This window comes from Bradyrhizobium sp., assembly GCF_016213215.1.
Classification (GTDB): domain Bacteria; phylum Pseudomonadota; class Alphaproteobacteria; order Rhizobiales; family Xanthobacteraceae; genus Bradyrhizobium.
The window spans coordinates 68,962-87,345 of the sequence record NZ_JACRAW010000163.1; the positions used below are offsets into that span (position 1 = coordinate 68,962).

Below are 18,384 nucleotides of genomic sequence, written 5' to 3' on the forward strand. Positions count from 1 at the left end.
AGTTCGTTGTGCTTTATCGTGAGGCTGGCCAATTCAAGACGACCTACGCCGAGGATATGGCGATTTTCCCGATCCGCCAGGACCGTATGGCGATTGCCATCTTGCTTGGTATCGCCTTCATTGGCGTGCCGCTGCTGGCCGACTTCGACATTTGGCCGTTCGGCAGCGACTATCTGCTCCGCGCCATTCTGCTGCCATTCCTGATCCTCGCGCTCGCCGCTATCGGCGTAAACATCCTTGTCGGTTATTGCGGCCAGATCTCGCTCGGCAGCGGCGCGTTCATGGCCATCGGCGCCTACTCTGCCTACAAGTTGGGGACCGGCGTTCATATTCCGCTTGCCTGGCTTGGCTTCGCGATCTCGATCCCGCCGTTGCCCGTACTGTTAGCCATTTTGCTCGGCGGGCTCACGGCGGCTAGTGCGGGAATCCTCTTCGGTGTTCCCAGTCTGCGGATCAAGGGCCTCTATCTGGCGGTCGCAACACTCGCAGCGCAATTCTTTTTCGATTGGGTGTTCCTGCGGGTGTCGTGGTTCACCAATTATGCGCCGTCGGGGTCGGTCAATGCACCGACACTGGATTTCTTCGGTCTGAACGTAGGCACGCCGATTGAGCGCTATCTGCTGTGCCTGATCTTCGTAACGGTGTTCGCGGTTCTGGCGAAGAACCTCGTTCGCGGCAATCTCGGCAGACAGTGGATGGCGATCCGCGACATGGACATCGCCGCCGAGCTGATCGGTATCCGGCCGCTCTATGCAAAGCTCACGGCCTTCGCGGTCTCTTCATTCATCATCGGCGTGGCGGGCGCACTCTGGGCGTTCGTCTATCTGGGCTCGTGGGAGCCGCTCGCGTTCTCGATCGACCGCTCGCTGCAGCTGCTGTTCATGGTGATCATCGGCGGGCTGGGATCGATTATGGGTGCGTTCGTAGGTGCGGCCTTTATCCTCATTCTGCCAATCCTGCTGAACCGGATTCCGAGCGAGCTCGGCGTGCCGCTGTCGACAGAAACGATCACACACCTGGAATTCATCATCTTTGGATCGTTAATCTGCTATCTTCTCATCAAGGAGCCACATGGATTTGCCCGGCTCATATCGCTTGGCAAGGAGAAGCTCAGACTTTGGCCGTTTCCCTACTGAAGGAGCGGTGAGCGCAAAGGAAGCCGGAGATCGCAACGCGGAGCGGCGGTCGTTGGCAGAAGGAGCAAGGAAGCTCCGCGATAACAAGATCCGGTACGGCAAAAACCGGGCTGAACGAGGAGGACAACTAATATGGTACGCAACAAGCTGATACTGGCGACAGCCGTACTATCGGGCGTGGCGCTTGCCACTCCGGCTGCAGCGCAGAACGAGCAGTTCATCCCGATACTGTCCTACCGGACCGGCGCGTACGCGGTGAATGGCGTGCCGTTCGCAAACGGCATGGCCGACTACTACAACCTGATCAATGAGCGCGACGGCGGCATCAACGGCGTCAAGCTTCTGGTCGAGGAATGCGAGACCGGTTACGCCACCGACAAGGGCGTTGAGTGTTACGAGCGTCTCAAGGGCAAGGGCCCGACCGGCGCGGCCTTCTTCAATCCGCTGTCGACCGGCATTACATTCGCCCTCACTGAAAAGACCACGACTGACAAGATCCCGATCATCACGATGGGTTACGGCCGTTCCGATTCCAAGAACGGCGCGGTGTTCGCGTACAATTTCCCGCTGCTCGGCACGTACTGGTCGGCGGCTGATATCGCGATCCAGCACATCGCCAAAGAGGTCGGCGGCTTCGACAAGCTGAAAGGCAAGAAGATTTCGTTGCTCTTTCACGACAGCCCGTACGGCAAGGAGCCGATCCCGATGCTGGAGGTGCTGGCAAAGAAGCACGGCTTTGAATTTACGCCGATCCCGGTTACGCACCCCGGTGTCGAACAGAAGTCGCAATGGCTGGCGATCCGCCAGAACCGGCCGGACTATGTTTTGCTCTGGGGCTGGGGCGTCATGAACGGCACGGCGGTCAAGGAAGCGGCGGCTGTTGCCTATCCGCGCGAGAAGATGATCGGTGTTTGGTGGTCGGGCGCCGAGCCGGACGTGACGCCCGCCGGCGATCAAGCTGCTGGCTACAAGGCGCTGATGCTTCAGCATGGCGCGGGCAAGTTCCCCGTGCATGCCGAAATCGAGAAGCACGTCTATGCCAAGGGCAAGGGGTTGTCGGAGCCTGGCAAGGTCGGCGAAGTTCTCTATAACCGCGGCATGGTGAACGCCATGCTCGGCGTGGAGGCGATCCGCAAGGCGCAGGAAAAGTTCGGCAAGAAGCCGCTGACGGGCGAGCAAGTGCGTTGGGGTCTGGAGAACCTCAACCTCTCGGATGCACGTCTCAAGGAACTCGGCTTTGAGGTAATGTTGAAGCCGATCAAGATTTCCTGCTCCGACCATGAGGGCGCGCGGGAGGGGCGCGTACAGCAGTGGGACGGCAAGAACTGGAAAGTCATCTCCGACTGGTACACGGCGAGCCAGTCCGACACCGAACCGCTCGTCGGCGACGTTTCCGCGAAGTATGCCGCGGAGAAGAACATCAAGCCGCGCGACTGCGCGAAAGAAAGCTGAATGCTTCCCGGCAATCCGGGTGGAGCGTTTGCCTCCTCCCGGATCTCTCGACAGCAGCAACTGTTTGGAGAGGACCGCATGTCAAGCGCCAAGGCTTCTACGGCGACAGAAGCGGCAGTGCCGTTTCTATCGGTCAACAATATCGAGGTTGTCTACAGTCACGTCATCCTCGTGTTGAAAGGTGTATCGCTGGATGTGCCGCGAGGTGGAATCGTCGCGCTTCTCGGCGCCAATGGTGCGGGCAAGACAACGACGCTGAAGGCGATCTCCAATCTGCTGCATGCGGAGCGCGGCGAGGTCACCAAGGGCTCGATCCTGTTCGACGGTGTCGAAGTGCAGTCCCTGTCGCCAAGCGAGTTGGTGCGGAGTGGCTGCATTCAGGTGATGGAGGGGCGGCGTTGCTTTGCCCACCTCACTGTCGAAGAGAATCTCTTGACCGGCGCCTTCACGCGCAGGGACGGCAAGTCCGCGATCGCGCAGGACCTGGAGCGAGTCTATGCCTATTTCCCCCGTCTCGGGCAGCGGCGTGGTTCAACCGCCGGCTATACGTCGGGCGGCGAACAGCAGATGTGCGCGCTCGGCCGCGCGCTGATGTCGCGCCCGAAGATGATCCTGCTCGATGAGCCTTCGATGGGCCTCGCGCCGCAAATCGTCGAAGAGATCTTCGAGATCGTGAAGGATCTCAACGTCAAGGAAGGTGTCTCGTTTCTTCTTGCCGAGCAGAACACCAACATGGCGCTCAAATATGCCAGCCACGGATACATCCTTGAAAATGGCCGTGTGGTGATGGACGGCAAGGCGCGGGCGCTCGCTGCAAATGAGGACGTCAAGGAATTCTATCTCGGCGTCGCCGGGGACAAGCGCAAATCATTCCGCGATGGGAAGCACTACAAGCGGCGCAAACGCTGGCTCGCTTAGGCGTGACGCTAAGTGATCGGCCCCCGTGAGTGGTCCGGAGCCGACGCAATGGAGTGGTCCGCCCCCTTCTAGCCACTGAGTTCGAGTCTAATCCGGTTTGGTGATGCTCGGTCTAAGATCGAGTTGGCCGATGTCTGAATTTAGCATTTCGGTTTTCGGAAGTGCTGTAGGCCGGGCTTGACGGCCGCTTCTGGCCCGAAGGCGTAGGTCCGGGAGGCGGCCATGTTGTCGGCTCATCGAGGTAGACCGGAAGCAGGCGGCGCAGCGCCCAAGCGGCGCGGGTGACCCGCTTCGGACTTGGGCGCATTCCAAGATTTTCGGTCAAGTGTGTTTAACGAGTAACAGTTCCACCGATAGGCGGCATGATAGCTTCGCAAGCTATGGGGGGCTGTCATGAAGACATTAGCATTTGCCATCGCCGCTATCACATTGATCGGAACGCCCGCTTTTGCGGCTGATATGGCCGTCAAGACACCGCCACCAGCGCCCGCGCCTGTTTTTGGCTGGACAGGATTCTATGCAGGTATCGAACTTGGCGGGAAATGGGCAGACACAACCTGGACAACAACATCCATTGGAGTGCCTGGTACTCCCATGGTTGTCGATTCATCATCGCCGAGAAACTATGATTCGTCTGCTTTCCGTTATGGCGAATACGCTTCATCAGGTGCGACACGCGAATATCGTGCGCGTCGAGCTGAACTATCAAATTCTACTGATCTGATGACGGCGACTTCCGCTGGCGGCCCTGAGGCGAAGAACCTTGAGCACGGCGGACAGGTCCGCTGTCGCGGCTAGACCGGACTTGCTTACCGAGGTCCTTGACCGCCCATTTTTTGACCCTCAACGGACCTCGACGAATTCCAAACATATTTGCTGAAAGCGGCCCCAACATCTTTCGGGAAGTCGAGTTTCAAGCGACGGGTGAGAGTGAGGGCCTCTAACGAGCCCTCACTCGTCTGCGTAATTTACGTTATGGCGGCAAACTCCGCAACGCGCGTACCAAGGGCACAAGCAGCCTCAAATTCCTTTTCATTCAATGCACGCTATTTTTTCAAATAGCCGACGTAATAGATGCCGATGATGTTGCTGTTTGCATCGCGGATTGGTTCATAGTCAGTGACGTAAGGCTTACCCAAGATGTCTGCCTCTCCGAGATAGCCTTCACCCTTCGCAATAGCCGCGATGGCTTTACCCTTTGGGTCAAGAACCGTGCCTATCGCGCGCGACCCGTCATCCTTCTTAACGTTCGTTGTTACGCGGACGAACTCGTCACCGTTCTTAACAAAGATTGTGGCCGTCCCACCGGCTTCCTTCTGGACCTCGTCAACCAGTGCGAAATTGTTATTCATCTTGGTCGATCCAAAATTTAAGGTGGGGAGAATCTTGCCAGCAACTTCCTCCTTCCCGTTGATACTGGCTACACCCAGCGTCGCGGCCTTCGACTTGAGAAGTTGCATCGCAGTCTGCACATCCTCAGTAGGTCCGGCGACCACACTTGCGGGGAATTGAATCAAAAAGCCGGCAGTGAAGGCAGTCAATAATAGTGCGAGCATGCTTTTTTTCATCGTTATCTCCCATTGCCCCAGCAGCCCGATGTGAAGACACAATCGGGCGAGGAGCCTATGCAGTAATGCGCGATAAGTGCGCTCTCTTTTCGCGTACTTGTCAATGTGGCCGATCGAAGTGAAAGAGGCCGCGCAAGGAGTTTTCATCCTAATACGTCATGCACGCTGTCTGGTTCATGGTGCTCATGCCGCGTGGCGCGTTCGTTGGAGTGAATGACCGCCTTTGGCCCTAAGCCGAACAACGCTTAAGCCGTTGTCACGTTGGCTGTCAGCGGTAGACCGGACATCGATCCGCGCTTGCCTCCACCGCCGCTTATGACCCCCCACACACACGACATTGGGCTCGGCTTGTCATTCATCGCCGACGTCGATTGATTGCTGATCATGACCGTTGGAGGTGTCCGGCTCGTCTGCCGGCCAGCGGTTTAGCGGCGCCAGTCCTCTCTGGAGAGGTTTATGCCTTGGGCCATGCCGCACGTTCCCCATCTGCTCACTTGAACGACACAATGCTCGGTTCGGAGCCCGTGCAAGTTGAAGCCCAAGGCGGCTAGGGACAATGACGCAAGATGTGAAACGGCGCACATTTGATGCGAGCGGATTGGACTAAGATCACTGCTGAAAGTCGTGGTGCGAATATCCCTGCTTTCTAGGGAGCTTGCCATGAACAAACTGTTCTTGATCGCACGCGTCGCAGCTGCGTTCGAAATGGCAAATGCAACAAAGGAAGCCTCCCATTGCATTCGCCCGGAAGTGCCGGAACCATAGAGCAATGTCGCGCTCTGAAGGTTCGCTCTTAGGGGAAATCCACGAGAGCTCATGCAAATCAGCAATTAGATCGGGTGCGACATGGATTGTCCGAGCTGCGGCAGAGTCAACCCAGAGGGTAAGAAGGCCTGCGGCGACTGCTGCGCGCCGCTATTATTGCGCTGCCCTGCGTGCGGAGCCGACAACCCGTCGGGTAAAAGGTTCTGTGGCGACTGCGGCGCAGCGCTCATGCCGACGGGAGCCGAGCGAATATCGGCAGCGGCTCGAGTGTCGACGTCCACCGTGGTGCGGGTCACGGAGCCCTCTACCTTGTCACCCGCGCCAAGGTCTTCCGCCGAGCGCCGTCAACTCACAGTGATGTTCTGCGACCTCGTCGGCTCGACGGCGCTTGCGAAAAGGCTCGATCCGGAAGATCTACGAGAGATCATCGCCGAGTACCGCGATGGCGTGGCGGCCATCGTCCGCAAGTACGGTGGCACCATCAGCCGCTACATCGGCGATGGCATGCTGATCCTGTTCGGCCATCCCTCAGCGCATGAGGATGATCCCGAGAGCGCGGTGCGCGCCGCGCTCGAGATCGCCGCGGCCGGGCATGCGCCGAGCGCCCCACGGGAGCTCGAGCTGAGGGTTCGCCTCGGGCTCGCGACTGGTCTCGTCATCGTGGGCGACCTGATCGGCAGCGAGGCCGCCGAGCCGCAGGCGGTGCTCGGCGAGACGCCGAACCTGGCCGCCCGACTGCAAGCGCTCGCCGAGCCGGATGGGGTGGTGATCGCTGAGGACACGCGGCGGCTCATCGGCGGGCTCTTTGATTACGAGGATCTCGGCGCGGTGATGCTGAAGGGCTTCGCCTCGCCGGTGCGCGCCTGGCGGGTGCTGCGTGAGGGTACGGCGGAAAGTCGCTTCGAGGCGTTGCACGCGGCGGCGCTCACCCCGTTGGTTGGGCGCGAGGAGGAGCTCGAGCTGCTGGTGCAGCGCTGGCAGCAGGCGAGGACGGGCACCGGCCAGGTAGTGTTGCTGGCTGGCGAGCCGGGGATTGGCAAATCGCGCCTCGTCGCGGCTCTCCAGGAGCGCATCGAGGGCGAGCCGCACACTCGCTTGCGGTATTTCTGCTCGCCGCATCATCAGGACAGCGCGCTATATCCCTTCATTGCCCAGCTGCAGCGAACCGTCGATTTCGAGCGCGAGGACACGCCGGCGGATAGGCTAGACAAGCTGCAGGCGGTGCTATCCCCGGCATTGCCGCCCGACGAGGACATAGCAATCCTCGCCGAGCTGCTATCGATCCCGACCGGCGAGCGCTATCCGCCGATTGCCCTCACGCCACAGCGAAAGAAAGAGAAGACTTTCGATGCCCTGTTTCGGCAGCTTGAAGGTCTGGCCCGGCGAAATCCAATCATGATGGTCTTCGAGGACGCGCAATGGATCGATCCGAGCTCGCGCGAGTTGCTGGACCGGACCATCGATCGGGTGGCGATCCTGCCGGTGCTGTCGCTGATCACCTTCCGCCCCGAATTTCAGTCCGTGTGGACCGGAAAATCACACGTCAGCACGATGGTTCTGAACCGTCTTGATCACAAGGCGGGCGCCGCGCTGATCCGGAGCATGACCGGCGACCGGGGATTGCCGCCCGAGCTCGTCACTGAGATCGCCGAGCGAACGGACGGTGTGCCGCTGTTCGTCGAGGAACTGACCAAGGCTGTGCTCGAAGCGGGTGCTGCGGGGGTGGAGCGCGCCGTCTCGGCTGCACCGCTCCCGGGGCTCGCGGTGCCGCCCACCTTGCACGCTTCGCTGATGGCAAGGCTCGACCGTATTGGCCCGGTCGCGAAGCAGGTCGCGCAACTCGGCGCGGCCATCGGCCGGGAGTTCTCCTACGATCTGCTCGCCGCCGCCGCGCACCGGAGCGAGAGCGAGCTGCGATCGGCGCTAGACCGGCTGATAGGTGCCGGGCTGGTGTTTCGGCGCGGCGAACCACCCGATGTCAATTTCCTCTTTAAGCACGCATTGGTGCAGGACGCGGCATACGGCACGCTGCTGCGCGGCCAGCGTCGTGAGTTGCACGCCCGTATCGCTGGCGCGCTGGAGAAGAAGCTCGCGACAAACGCCGAAGCGCAACCCGAGATCCTCGCGCACCATTTTGGAAATGCCGGTTTGATCGAGAAAGCGGTTTCCTATTGGCAGGAGGCCGGCGAACGTTCCAAGGCGCGCTCAGCCACGGCAGAAGCGATCAGACAGATACGGAAGGCGCTCGATCTGTTGTCCCATCTACCGGACAGCGCCGAGAGGCAGCGCACCGAACTCCAGCTTCAACTCGCAATCGGCGGCGCGCTGATCGCCGCGAAGGGCCATGCGGACGAAGAGACCGGAAAGTCCTACGCGCGGGCGCGTCGTCTCTGCCAGCTGCTGAACGACACGCCGAATCTGCTCAAGGCGTTGTGGGGCGAGTTCGTTCATCACCACGTGCGCGCCGAAACGAAACTATCGCATCGCGCCGCCGAAGAACTGCTCGAGTTGGCCGGACGACAAAACGACCGGGCCGCCCTGGTGGCCGGTCATCGGGCGGTCGGCGATAGTTGGCTGCATCGCGGAGAATTGCGCTTGGCGCGCGCGCATCTCGAGCAGGGGCTCGCACTTTACGATCCCACGGAGCATCGATCTCTAACGGTTCTGTTCGCCGAGAACGCCAGCGTGGCGATGCTCTCCTTCCTGTCGCTGACGCTCGGGCTTCTGGGTTTCGTCGATCAGGCCCGGGCGCGTAGCAGGCAAGCCCTGGCAGAGGCGCGCGAGCTGTCGCACCCCATCAGCCTCGCGTTCGCGTTAAGCGTCGCCTGCCGGCTGTATTTCGTGCTCGACGATCCACGGACCGTGCGCCTGCTGGCGGATGAGCTGATTGCGCTTACTACCGAGCAGGGCTTTGCCTTCTTCCTCGCAATGGGAACGGCGTATCGCGGCTGGACCCTGGTCGAGGCCGGCGAATCCGAGGCCGGGATGGATCTGCTGAGGCTCGGGATCGAGCGATTCCAAGCGTCCGGCGCGGCGTGGACCCTTCCGTTCTACCTCGCGCAGCTTGCCACGGCGCATGTGAAGACGGGAACGCCCGAAGACGGGCTCGGCCAACTATTCGAGGCTTTGTCTCTAACCGAGAAATCGGGCGTGCGGTGGTTCGAGGCCGAACTGCGATGTCGCCGAGGCCAGCTGTTGCGGACCACTCACCAGGACGCTGAGGCCGAGGCGGAGGCCGACTTTCGCCACGCCATCGCGATCGCGCGCCAACAGGAGGCGAAGCTCTGGGAACTCCGTTCCACCATCACCCTCGCCCGGCTCTGGCGTGACAAGGACAAGCGCGATGAAGCACGCGGTCTCCTCGCGCCGGTCTACGGTTGGTTCACCGAGGGCTTCGACATACCCGACTTGAAGAAAGCGGAGGCCTTGCTCGGCGAACTAGGCGCGTAGAAGTCCATCGCGTCATTTCGCTGCGATGCGGAATTTGGTCGCTATCGGACCATAGCGGATCTCGCCAGCCAATCTTGGTCTATGAGTACGCGCAGCCTGCGCGCGCTTGTCTGTTGCCGCTCAGGGCTCGGACTGCGGCACGGTCTTGGGGACTTGCGGCTTCCGTGCCGCCCGCCAGTTCTCGAACTTCTGCACCACGACAAAGAAGGCCGGCACGAACAGGACGGCGAGGCAGGTCGAGGCGAGCATCCCGGAGAACACGGTGATGCCGATCGACTTGCGCGCGCTGGCGCCGGCGCCGGTGGCCATCACCAGGGGGACCACGCCAAGGATGAACGCGAAGGAGGTCATCAGGATGGGACGGAAACGTGCCCGCGCGGCCTCGATGGCGGATTCAAGGAGCGGCTTGCCGTCGCGCTTGTGCAGCTCCAGACCCACTTCGACGATCAGGATCGCGTTCTTGGCCGACAGCGCGATCAGAAGGATCAGTCCGATCTGGACATAGAGATTGTTGTCGATCTTCAGTGCCGTGAGCACCGCCATCGGGCCAAGCAGCGAAAGCGGCACCGCCAGGATCACGGAAACCGGTGCGTACCAGCTCTCGTACTGGCCAGCGAGGACAAGATAGACCAGCAGCATGGCCAGTCCGAAAACCAGATAGATTTGGCCGCTGACCGCCTTCTCCTGGTACGACATCGCCGTCCACTCGTAGCCGGAGCCGGGCGGCAGCGTTTTGTCCGCGATCTGCTCCATCAAGTGCAGCGACTGGCCGGAGCTGTAGCCCTGCGCGGGCAATCCAACGATGGTCGCTGAGGGATACAGATTGTACAGGCTGATCAGCGACGGGCCGACCGTCGGCGTGATCCTGGCGACGGTGCCGATCGGGATCATGTCGCCCTGCTGGTTGCGCACCATCAGGTTGGCGATGTCGCGCTCGCTCAGGCGGAACGGGGAGTCCGCCTGCGCATAGACCTGGAACACGCGCCCGAACTTGTTGAACTGGTTGACAAAGGACGAGCCGAGATAGGACGAGAGCGCGGAGAACACCTCGTCCGTCGTCACGTGCAGGGTCTCGGTCTTCACCCGGTCGATCTCGACGTTGAATTGCGGCACCATCGCCCGGAACGGGGAACTGACGCGCTGCAGCGCGCTCTGGGTCTTGGCGTTCTCGATCATCGCGCTGGTGATGGCCTGCAGCTTGGCGAAGTCGCTGCTGCCCTCGCGCAGCTCGACCTGCATGGCAAAGCCGGCCGCATTGCCGATGCCCTGGATCGGAGGTGGCGGCAGTACGAGCGTCTGTGCCTCCGAAACATCGGCAAGTTTCTGGGTCAAACCGATCACCAGCGAACGCAGGTCCTCGCCGGGGCCGCGGGCGTCCCAATCCTTCAGGATGAGATATGCAACCCCGGCGTTGGCAAGGCTTGCGCTGTTGTCGAGCGCGGAGATGCCGGCAATGGTGATGACCTCGGCGACGCCCGGAGTCTGGCCGGCGATTTCGCTGACCTTTTCGAGCGCCTTCTGCGTGCGGTCGAGCGCGGCGCCGTCGGGCAGTTGCACCGCGGCGATCAGATAACCCTGGTCCTCGATGGGAATGAAGCCGGTCGGTACCCGCGACAGGCCATAGCCGCCGATCGCGATCAGGATAAGCGCGATGATCACGGAAACAGTGCTGTGCCGGACGATGCTGCCGATCAGCGCCGCATAACGCCTCTCCACCCGTTCATAAATATTGTTGAAGCCCCGATAGAACCAGTTGCGCTGTTCGGGCGGCACGGCAGGGCGCAGCCACAACGCGCATTGGGTCGGCTTTAGCGTCGCCGCGTTGATGGCGCTGATCAGCGCGGTCGCGGCAATCACCAGCGCGAACTGGGCGTAGATGCGTCCCGTCAGTCCCGGCATGAAGGCGGCCGGCAGAAACACCGAGATCAGGACCAGCGTAATGCCGACGATCGGCGCAAACAGCTGGTCCATCGCCCGGATAGCGGCGTCATGGCCGGACATGCCGCGCTCGATGTTGTGGGCGGCGCCTTCCACCACGACGATGGCATCGTCCACCACGATGCCGATCGCGAGCACGATCGCAAACAGGGTCGACAGGTTGATGGTGAAACCGAGGGCGGCCATCGCCGCGAACGCGCCGATGATGGTGACCGGAACGGTCGTGGCCGGCACCAGCATGGCCCGCCAGTCCTGCAGGAAGACCAGGATCACGACCAGCACGAGGAAGCCCGCCTCGATCAGGGTCATGTAGACTTCGTGCACGGAAGCTTTCACGAACTTCGTGGTGTCGAAGGGGGTGTCGTACTTGACGCCCTGCGGAAAGCCGCGCGCGAGCTCGGCCATTTTGTTCTGCACGGCCTGCTCGACTTCCAGCGCGTTGGCGCCGGGCGACTGGAACACGCCGATGCCGGTGGACGGCTGGTTGTTGAGCGAGAATATCTGGCTGTAGGTCTGGGCCCCGAGCTCGACCCGGCCGACATCGCGGACGCGCGTGACGTCGCCGCTGCTGCCGGTCTTGACGATGATGTCCTCGAACTGGGCAGTGTCGTCGAGGCGGCCGCTGACGTTGAGCGTGTACTGGAAGGACTGGCCCTGCGGCGTCGGCGGGGCGCCGACCTGGCCGGCCGCGACCTGCTGGCTCTGCTGCTGGATCGCCTGGATGACGTCCTGCGGCATCAGCCCGCGGACCTGCAGCTTGCTCGGGTCGAGCCAGACGCGCATTGAATACTGGCCGGCGCCGAACACGGTGACGTTGCCGACCCCGGGCAGCCGCGAAAGCTCGTCACGGATGTTGATGGTGGCGTAGTTGCTCAAGTAGAGGCTGTCATACCGCGCATCCGGCGATGTCAGCGTCACGAACATCAGGATCGCGGTCGAGCGCTTCTGCACGGTGACGCCCTGGTTCTGCACCGGCTGCGGCAGTTGCGACAGCGCGCTGGAGACGCGGTTCTGCACCAGCACCTGCGCGAAGTTGAGGTCTGTCCCGATCTTGAACGTCACGGTGAGCGTGTAGGTGCCGTCGGCGCCGCTATAGGACTGCATATAGAGCATGTCCTCGACGCCGTTGACCTGTTGCTCGATGGGCAGTGCGACGGTGTCGACCACGGTCTTGGCGCTTGCGCCGGGATAGCGCGTGGTGACCTGCACGGTCGGCGGCACCACGTCCGGATATTGCGCGACGGCGAGATTGAACAGCGCGACGCCGCCGATCAGGATCATCAAGAGGGCGATGACGTTGGAAAGGACCGGCCGTTCGATGAAGAACTTGGAGATCATGGCCGCTCCTACTTGATGGACTGCTGCGCCGCTTCGATCCTCTTGAGCTGCGGATCAACCTTTTGGCCCGGGATTGCCCGCAACAGGCCTGTTGTGACGACACGGTCGTCCGCCTTCAGCCCGCTCTCGATCACGCGCAGGCCTTCCTCCAGCGGTCCGGTCTGCACCCTGCGCTGCTCGATAACGTTCTCGTTCGTGACCACCAGGACGTAGCGGCCGCCCTGGTCGCTGCCGAGCGCGGTATCCGGCACCAAAAACGCGTTATCCTGCCGCTCGACCGGAACGCGCACGCGCACGAAATACCCGGGCAAGAGAAGCCGATCCGGATTGGGTGCCACGCCGCGCACCGCGAGCGTTCCGGTCGACTGGTTGATCGTAGGCGAAGCGTAGTCGAGCTTGCCCTGATGCGGATAGCCGGTTTCGGTCTGCAGGCCTATTTCGATCGGAATCTGCTTGAGGTCGGTCGGCGTCAGGCCGCGGCGGACGGCTTCGGCGCGGATGCGCAACACGTCCTGCTCGTTGACGGTGAAGTTCACATAGATCGGATCGAACGCGACGATCGTTGCAAGCTGCGTCGGCGAGGCGACGCCGACAAGTTCGCCGACCGAGGCCAGGTGCGCGCTGACGATGCCGTCGAATGGCGCCGTCACCTTCGTGTAGCCGTAGTTGACCTCCGCGAGCCTGGTGTTGGCCTGGGCCTGCAGCAGGTTGGCCTGGGCGTTGTCGCGCGTTGCGGTGGACTGGTCGAGCGTCGCCTGCGACACCGCCTGCCGCGCCACCAGATCCGATTGTCGCTTGAAATCGGCTTCCGCCTGTTTGAGCGAGGCCTGCGCGCCGGCCTCGGCCGCTTGCGCCTGGTCGAGCTTGAGCTTGTAGGTTTCAGGCTCGATCGTGAACAGGGTCGTGCCCTGCTTGACGAAGTTGCCGTCGCTGTATTCGATCGATTGGAGGAAGCCCTGCACCCTCGCTACGAGGTCCACGCTCTTGATCGGCGCGGTGTTGCCGGTCGCTTCGAGATATCGGGTGATCGGGCGCTGAACGGGGACCGCGACATCCACCTTGGGCGGCGGAGGCGGCACGAAGGTGTTCTGCTCGCAGCCGGCGAGGGTGACGAGCGCAACGATTGCCGCAATGGCTCGCCCGTCGGGTCTGCGGCATCCGCGTGGCGCCGTGGGCCAAAACAGTTGCACGCGCCCCATCGCGATTCCCCCGTCGTCGAACGCCTGCGGGCAAGCCCAGCCTCGGGTCTAAACACCAATATTGCAGAACCGTTAAACACCGCAAGCATGGTTATTCCCGCGCGGCCGCCGCGAACGCCCAGCTTGCGCACGGCCTGTGACAAACAGGGCCTGAACGATCACGCCGATCCGGATTGACCAGAGATGCAGCGGCTCCCGGCGGCGAGCATCCGGCCGATGTGGCGGCCTGCGAGGAATTAACCTTTATTCTTCGGTCATTGGCGGCGGCCAATTGCTGCGCTGCTGGATATGGTGCGCGCGATCCGGAATGCGCCGATATCTAGCCGTGAACAAGTGAGTACATCGCTCAACCGCTGATTCGGACGCGATTCGTTCTGCCCGCGTTCCAAACCTTAACGCGCCCTCCTTTTCTGTCGCAGTTTGAAACAAGCGCGCGGCAAACGGCCGGAAGGAGCGGCTTCCCGACCGTAGCCGCGCTGTTATTCCAACGCGGTCAGCGTGCGTCGGTCTGCTTGACGCGCGGCAGGCGCCAGCCGATCACGTTGGCCTGCAGCGTGATTCCGGCTTCGTCATTCTCCCAGCGACCTTCAACGTAGCGGCAGGCGAACGGGAGCTTGTAGGTTCCACTATGGTCCTCGCAAAGCACCTCGACCGACAAGCCGGGCGGCGGCTCGCCCTCACCATCGAATTCGGCCAGACGTCGTTCGCGCGTTGCCATCCCACCACTCTCCCTTGAGAACGACGCGGATGCGCGCCGGCGTTCCGCGTCTTTGTGCCTAGTCTCCATCCCATAGTCCCCGTTTGAACGGGCATGTGCTTGAGATCAACGCGAGAATGCGGTGCCAGTATGGTATCGTCGGCTGGCGGCAGGGCATTTTTGCAATTTGCCGTGATCGACAACGCGGGGAAGGGGTTGGCATGTTCGGCCGGACGGTTCGCTTTTCGGGAACAATTGGTTTGATGACAATTTGCGCGGCCACCACGGCGCTGCCTGTTGCGGTTCGCGCGCAGGATGTTCCCGGCATCGAGATCTGCACCGTTGAAAAGACCTGGGAGCGCCGCACCAGCTGCCTGCAGAGCAACATCGATTTCCTGCAGAAGACGATCACCAGGCTCAGCCTCGACCATCAGCAGAAGCTCGACGCCGCCAGCCGTCAGATCGAGTCGCTGAAAGCAACGGTGGCCCTCCTGCAAAGATCCGTGGCCGATCTGCAGGCGGCACAGGCCAGGACCGTGGAGGACCTGAAGAAGAAAGCCGATGCGCCGGCGGCGAAGGAGCCTGCCGCGAAGGAAAAGTAGGGTGGGTTAGCCGAAGGCGTAACCCACCGTGTTACGATGAAGAAAGCGGTGGGTTACGCTTTGCTAGCCCACCCTACGAGCCGGCCGTCACGCGACGCGGTAGCGCTCCATCACATCCTGGTCCGGCTCATAGCCAAGCCCGGGCCCCTCGGGCACCTCGATGCTGCCGCTGGCATCCGCGTAGATGCGGCCGCGCCACAGGCAGGCGGCGCGCTTGAGGTAGAACACCTCGATGAGGCCGTCGTCGCGGAGCGACATGAGGTGCAGCGTTGCGAGGAAGCCGGGGCCAAAATACGGCGAGTGCGGGACAATGTGAATTCCCATCTCGTCGGCCAGCGCCGCGATCTTCAGGAACTCCGTGATGCCGCCGACCTTGATGACCGAGGGCTGGGCATGGCTTACCGCGCCGGCCGACATCATCTGCCGGAACTGGTGCACGGTGCAGGCGTTCTCGCCTGCCGCAATGTCGAGCCCGCCCTTGGCTCGGACCTCCGCGAGCGTGGCAAAATCCTCCGGCGGCCAGACGGGCTCTTCGAGGAACAGCGGGTGAGCGGCGCTGCAATCCTTTGCAAAGGCGATGGCGCTCGCACCGTCGAGCGGACAGTTCAGGTCGACCATCAGCGGCGTGCGGTCGCCGATTGCCGCGCGCGCGGCGAAAACCGCGGGCGTGGTGGTTTCGTGCAGCTTGATCGCGCCGTAGCCGTGCCGCAGCGCCACTTCGCATTCGTCGGCAATCCGTTCCGGAGTCCCGATTCGCAACAGGCTCGCATAGGCAGGAATCTTCGTGCGCCTGGGCGTGCCGATCAATCGGTTGAGCGGTGCGCCTTCGATCTTCGCGGCAAGATCCCACAGGGCGATGTCGAGGCCGGAGATCGCAAACATGGTGATGCCATAGCGGCCGAACAGATGCAGGTTCCGCTGGATCTGGTCCATGACCGCGGGAATCCCGGCGGCATCCGGAACTTCGATGCCGCGCGCCTGTGGCGCAATCATCTCCTCGATCGCCGTGCAAGTGGTCCGCGGGCAGACATAGGCGAAGGCATCGCCCCAGCCGGTGAGGCCGGCATCCGTCGAGACCTCGAGGATCACCGTCTCGAGCGCCGTGATGGCCGAAGCGCCTTGCCTGAAGCTCGCGCCCCCGGCGTCATAGGGAATTCGGATATGGTGCGCCCGAACGTTCGTGATCTGCATGGTGCTGTTCCTCCCCGAGCGGCGGCACCAGTATGCATGAACGGCATCGCCTTGCCAGCAGCACCGGATTGACCCCTATGATGGAAGGCGGTGGTTCGGGTTGTCCGCCGATCGTCCGACAGCAAGGACGATCAAGCGCCCGGCGACCACGGCGCGCATGATCCGAGCGCTTTGAGGGCGAGCCATGGTCAATAATCCTGCACAAAAGGCGCTCTGGTTCATCGAAAGCCATCTGGCGGACCGCCTGACGCTTGACGACGTCGCAGGCGTCGCGGGTGTCTCGCGTTTCCATCTGGTGCGGGCGTTTGCCGCCGCGACCGGATTCTCGGTCATGCGCTACGTCCGCATCCGCCGCCTGTCGGAGGCCGCGCGGGCACTCGCAAGCGGAGCGCCTGACATTCTTTCGCTGGCGCTGGAGGCAGACTACGGCTCCCACGAAGCCTTCACCCGCGCGTTTCGTGACCACTTCGGCGCCACGCCCGAAGCGGTTCGCACCAGGGCGCGCCTCGACCAGCTCAAGCTTCAGGAGCCGATCCTCATGGACTCAACGATGACTGACAACCTCAAGGCGCCGCGTTTCGTGACCGGCAAGGCATTGCTCGTTGCCGGCGTTGGCGAGCGCTTCAACTGCGAGAATGGCGCGGGCATTCCCGGCCTGTGGCAGCGGTTTCATCAAATCGTTGCCGACGTTCCCGCCCGCGTCGGCAACGTGGCCTATGGTGTCTGCTGCAACGGCGATGACGCCGGCAATTTCGACTACATCGCGGGCGTGGAAGTATCCGACTTTTCCGATCTGCCGCGGCGCTTTGCCCGCATTCGCATCCCCGAGCAGAGCTACGCGGTGTTCACCCACCGCGACCACGTTGCCTCGATCCGGCGCACCGTCAACACGATCTGGAACGACTGGCTGCCTGCCTCCGGATTGAAGGCGGCCGACGCGCCCAACTTCGAGCGCTATGACGAAAAGTTCGATCCGCTGACCGGTAACGGCGGCTTCGAAATCTGGATTCCGGTGACGGAATAGCGGCGCTGCATCGCTGCCCTGCGCCATCGGCACCATTGCGCTTGCTTGGCAAGCATGGTCGACTTTGCCATAAACTGAACGCAACGAAGTTGCGTGCGGGGCCAGGTCTGGAAATCCCCTGCCGCCGATAACAGCCCGGGGAGATGACCGATGTCCAACGTCCGCGTTCTCGCTACCGACCTTGAATTTCCCGAAGGGCCGGTGGCGATGCCGGACGGCTCGGTCGTTCTGGTCGAAATCCGCGGCCAGCGGCTGACCCGGGTGTGGCCCGACGGCCGCAAGGAAGTGGTGGCGAAAATCCCGGGCGGACCGAACGGCGCGGCGCTGGGTCCCGACGGCAAGATGTACGTCTGCAACAATGGCGGCTTTTCCTGGATTCCGACCCGCAACACGATCATGCCGGGACCGCAGCCGGAGGACTATCTCGGCGGCTCGATCCAGCGCATCGATCTGCAGAGCGGCAAGGTCGAGACCGTGATCGACAGCTGCGGCGAAAACCGGTTGCGCGGGCCCAACGACCTCGTCTTCGACAGGCATGGCGGGCTGTGGTTCTCCGATCTCGGCAAGCGCCGTGCCCGCGACATGGATGTCGGCGCGTTCTACTATCTCAAGCCCGGCATGAAGGAGATCGTCGAAGCTGTTTTCGGCGTGCTGCCGGCCAACGGCATCGGGCTGTCCCCCGACGAAAATACCGTCTACATCGCGGAGACGCCGACGGCACGGCTGTGGGCGTACGACCTTTCGGCGCCGGGCACGCTGAAGCCGCGCGACGTCATTTACCGCGGCGAACGCGGCAAGCCGATCGCCGGGCTCGGCGGCTACCAGATGTTCGATTCGCTGGCGGTGGAAGCGAGCGGCAATGTCTGCGTCGCGACGCTGATCTCCGGCTGCATCTCGGTGATTGCGCCTGACGGCAAGCTGGTCGAACAGATCGAAACCGGAGACCGCGTCACCACCAATATCGCCTTCGGCGGACCCGAACTGAAGACGGCGTACATCGCGCTGTCGGGCAAGGGCCAGCTGATCGCAATGGACTGGCCGCGCCCCGGCCTGCCGTTGAATTTTTTGAACAAGTGAACCAATGAGCGTCATTGCGAGCGAAGCGA

The 18,384-nt window shown here is 62.3% G+C and carries 13 protein-coding genes; 8 read left to right on the forward strand and 5 right to left on the reverse strand.

The window, feature by feature from the left end; translation table 11 throughout:
- Nucleotides 1-8 precede the first annotated feature (8 nt).
- The 4 genes from HY852_RS27050 (at nt 9) to HY852_RS27065 (ending at nt 4,304) form a co-directional block, all read left to right on the forward strand.
- A complete protein-coding gene (locus tag HY852_RS27050) occupies nt 9-1,136 on the forward strand; it encodes a branched-chain amino acid ABC transporter permease (protein ID WP_291608025.1) in 1,128 nt (375 codons plus the stop codon).
- A gap of 132 nt (nt 1,137-1,268) precedes the next feature.
- Nucleotides 1,269-2,588: an ABC transporter substrate-binding protein gene (locus HY852_RS27055; RefSeq protein ID WP_291608026.1), complete on the forward strand. Its 1,320-nt coding sequence runs from the start codon at nt 1,269-1,271 to the stop codon at nt 2,586-2,588.
- Between the two features lie 78 nt (nt 2,589-2,666).
- A complete protein-coding gene (locus HY852_RS27060) occupies nt 2,667-3,506 on the forward strand; it encodes an ABC transporter ATP-binding protein (protein WP_291608028.1) in 840 nt (279 codons plus the stop codon).
- Between the two features lie 393 nt (nt 3,507-3,899).
- Complete coding sequence (locus HY852_RS27065) at nt 3,900-4,304, forward strand: hypothetical protein (RefSeq protein ID WP_291608029.1); 405 nt, start codon at nt 3,900-3,902, stop codon at nt 4,302-4,304.
- A 248-nt stretch (nt 4,305-4,552) separates the two neighbouring features.
- Here HY852_RS27065 and HY852_RS27070 read toward each other — a convergent pair whose 3' ends face one another.
- Nucleotides 4,553-5,074, reverse strand: a complete 522-nt coding sequence (locus tag HY852_RS27070) for a Cache 3/Cache 2 fusion domain-containing protein (protein WP_291608030.1) — start codon at nt 5,072-5,074, stop codon at nt 4,553-4,555.
- An 846-nt stretch (nt 5,075-5,920) separates the two neighbouring features.
- Between HY852_RS27070 and HY852_RS27075 the strand changes: the two genes are divergently transcribed.
- Nucleotides 5,921-9,289 (forward strand): AAA family ATPase, encoded by a 3,369-nt coding sequence (locus tag HY852_RS27075; RefSeq protein WP_367116429.1) that lies wholly within the window; start codon nt 5,921-5,923, stop codon nt 9,287-9,289.
- Nucleotides 9,290-9,409: 120 nt separating this feature from the next.
- Here the strand turns inward: HY852_RS27075 and HY852_RS27080 are convergent, their stop codons facing one another.
- The 3 genes from HY852_RS27080 to HY852_RS27090 all read right to left on the reverse strand — a co-directional run bounded on the left by HY852_RS27080 (nt 9,410) and on the right by HY852_RS27090 (nt 14,482).
- Nucleotides 9,410-12,565 (reverse strand): efflux RND transporter permease subunit, encoded by a 3,156-nt coding sequence (locus tag HY852_RS27080; RefSeq protein WP_291608031.1) that lies wholly within the window; start codon nt 12,563-12,565, stop codon nt 9,410-9,412.
- Nucleotides 12,566-12,573: 8 nt separating this feature from the next.
- Nucleotides 12,574-13,764 carry an efflux RND transporter periplasmic adaptor subunit gene (locus tag HY852_RS27085; RefSeq protein ID WP_291608033.1) on the reverse strand — a complete coding sequence of 397 codons (1,191 nt, stop codon included), beginning with the start codon at nt 13,762-13,764 and terminating at the stop codon, nt 12,574-12,576.
- Between the two features lie 493 nt (nt 13,765-14,257).
- Nucleotides 14,258-14,482: a hypothetical protein gene (locus tag HY852_RS27090; RefSeq protein WP_291608034.1), complete on the reverse strand. Its 225-nt coding sequence runs from the start codon at nt 14,480-14,482 to the stop codon at nt 14,258-14,260.
- A 242-nt stretch (nt 14,483-14,724) separates the two neighbouring features.
- Between HY852_RS27090 and HY852_RS27095 the strand changes: the two genes are divergently transcribed.
- Nucleotides 14,725-15,063: a hypothetical protein gene (locus tag HY852_RS27095; RefSeq protein WP_291608035.1), complete on the forward strand. Its 339-nt coding sequence runs from the start codon at nt 14,725-14,727 to the stop codon at nt 15,061-15,063.
- Between the two features lie 87 nt (nt 15,064-15,150).
- Here the strand turns inward: HY852_RS27095 and HY852_RS27100 are convergent, their stop codons facing one another.
- Nucleotides 15,151-16,254 carry a mandelate racemase/muconate lactonizing enzyme family protein gene (locus HY852_RS27100; protein WP_291608036.1) on the reverse strand — a complete coding sequence of 368 codons (1,104 nt, stop codon included), beginning with the start codon at nt 16,252-16,254 and terminating at the stop codon, nt 15,151-15,153.
- 184 nt (nt 16,255-16,438) lie between these two features.
- Between HY852_RS27100 and HY852_RS27105 the strand changes: the two genes are divergently transcribed.
- Nucleotides 16,439-17,278, forward strand: a complete 840-nt coding sequence (locus HY852_RS27105) for an AraC family transcriptional regulator (protein WP_291608037.1) — start codon at nt 16,439-16,441, stop codon at nt 17,276-17,278.
- A 150-nt stretch (nt 17,279-17,428) separates the two neighbouring features.
- A complete protein-coding gene (locus tag HY852_RS27110) occupies nt 17,429-18,355 on the forward strand; it encodes an SMP-30/gluconolactonase/LRE family protein (RefSeq protein WP_291608038.1) in 927 nt (308 codons plus the stop codon).
- The last annotated feature ends 29 nt before the right edge of the window (nt 18,356-18,384 follow it).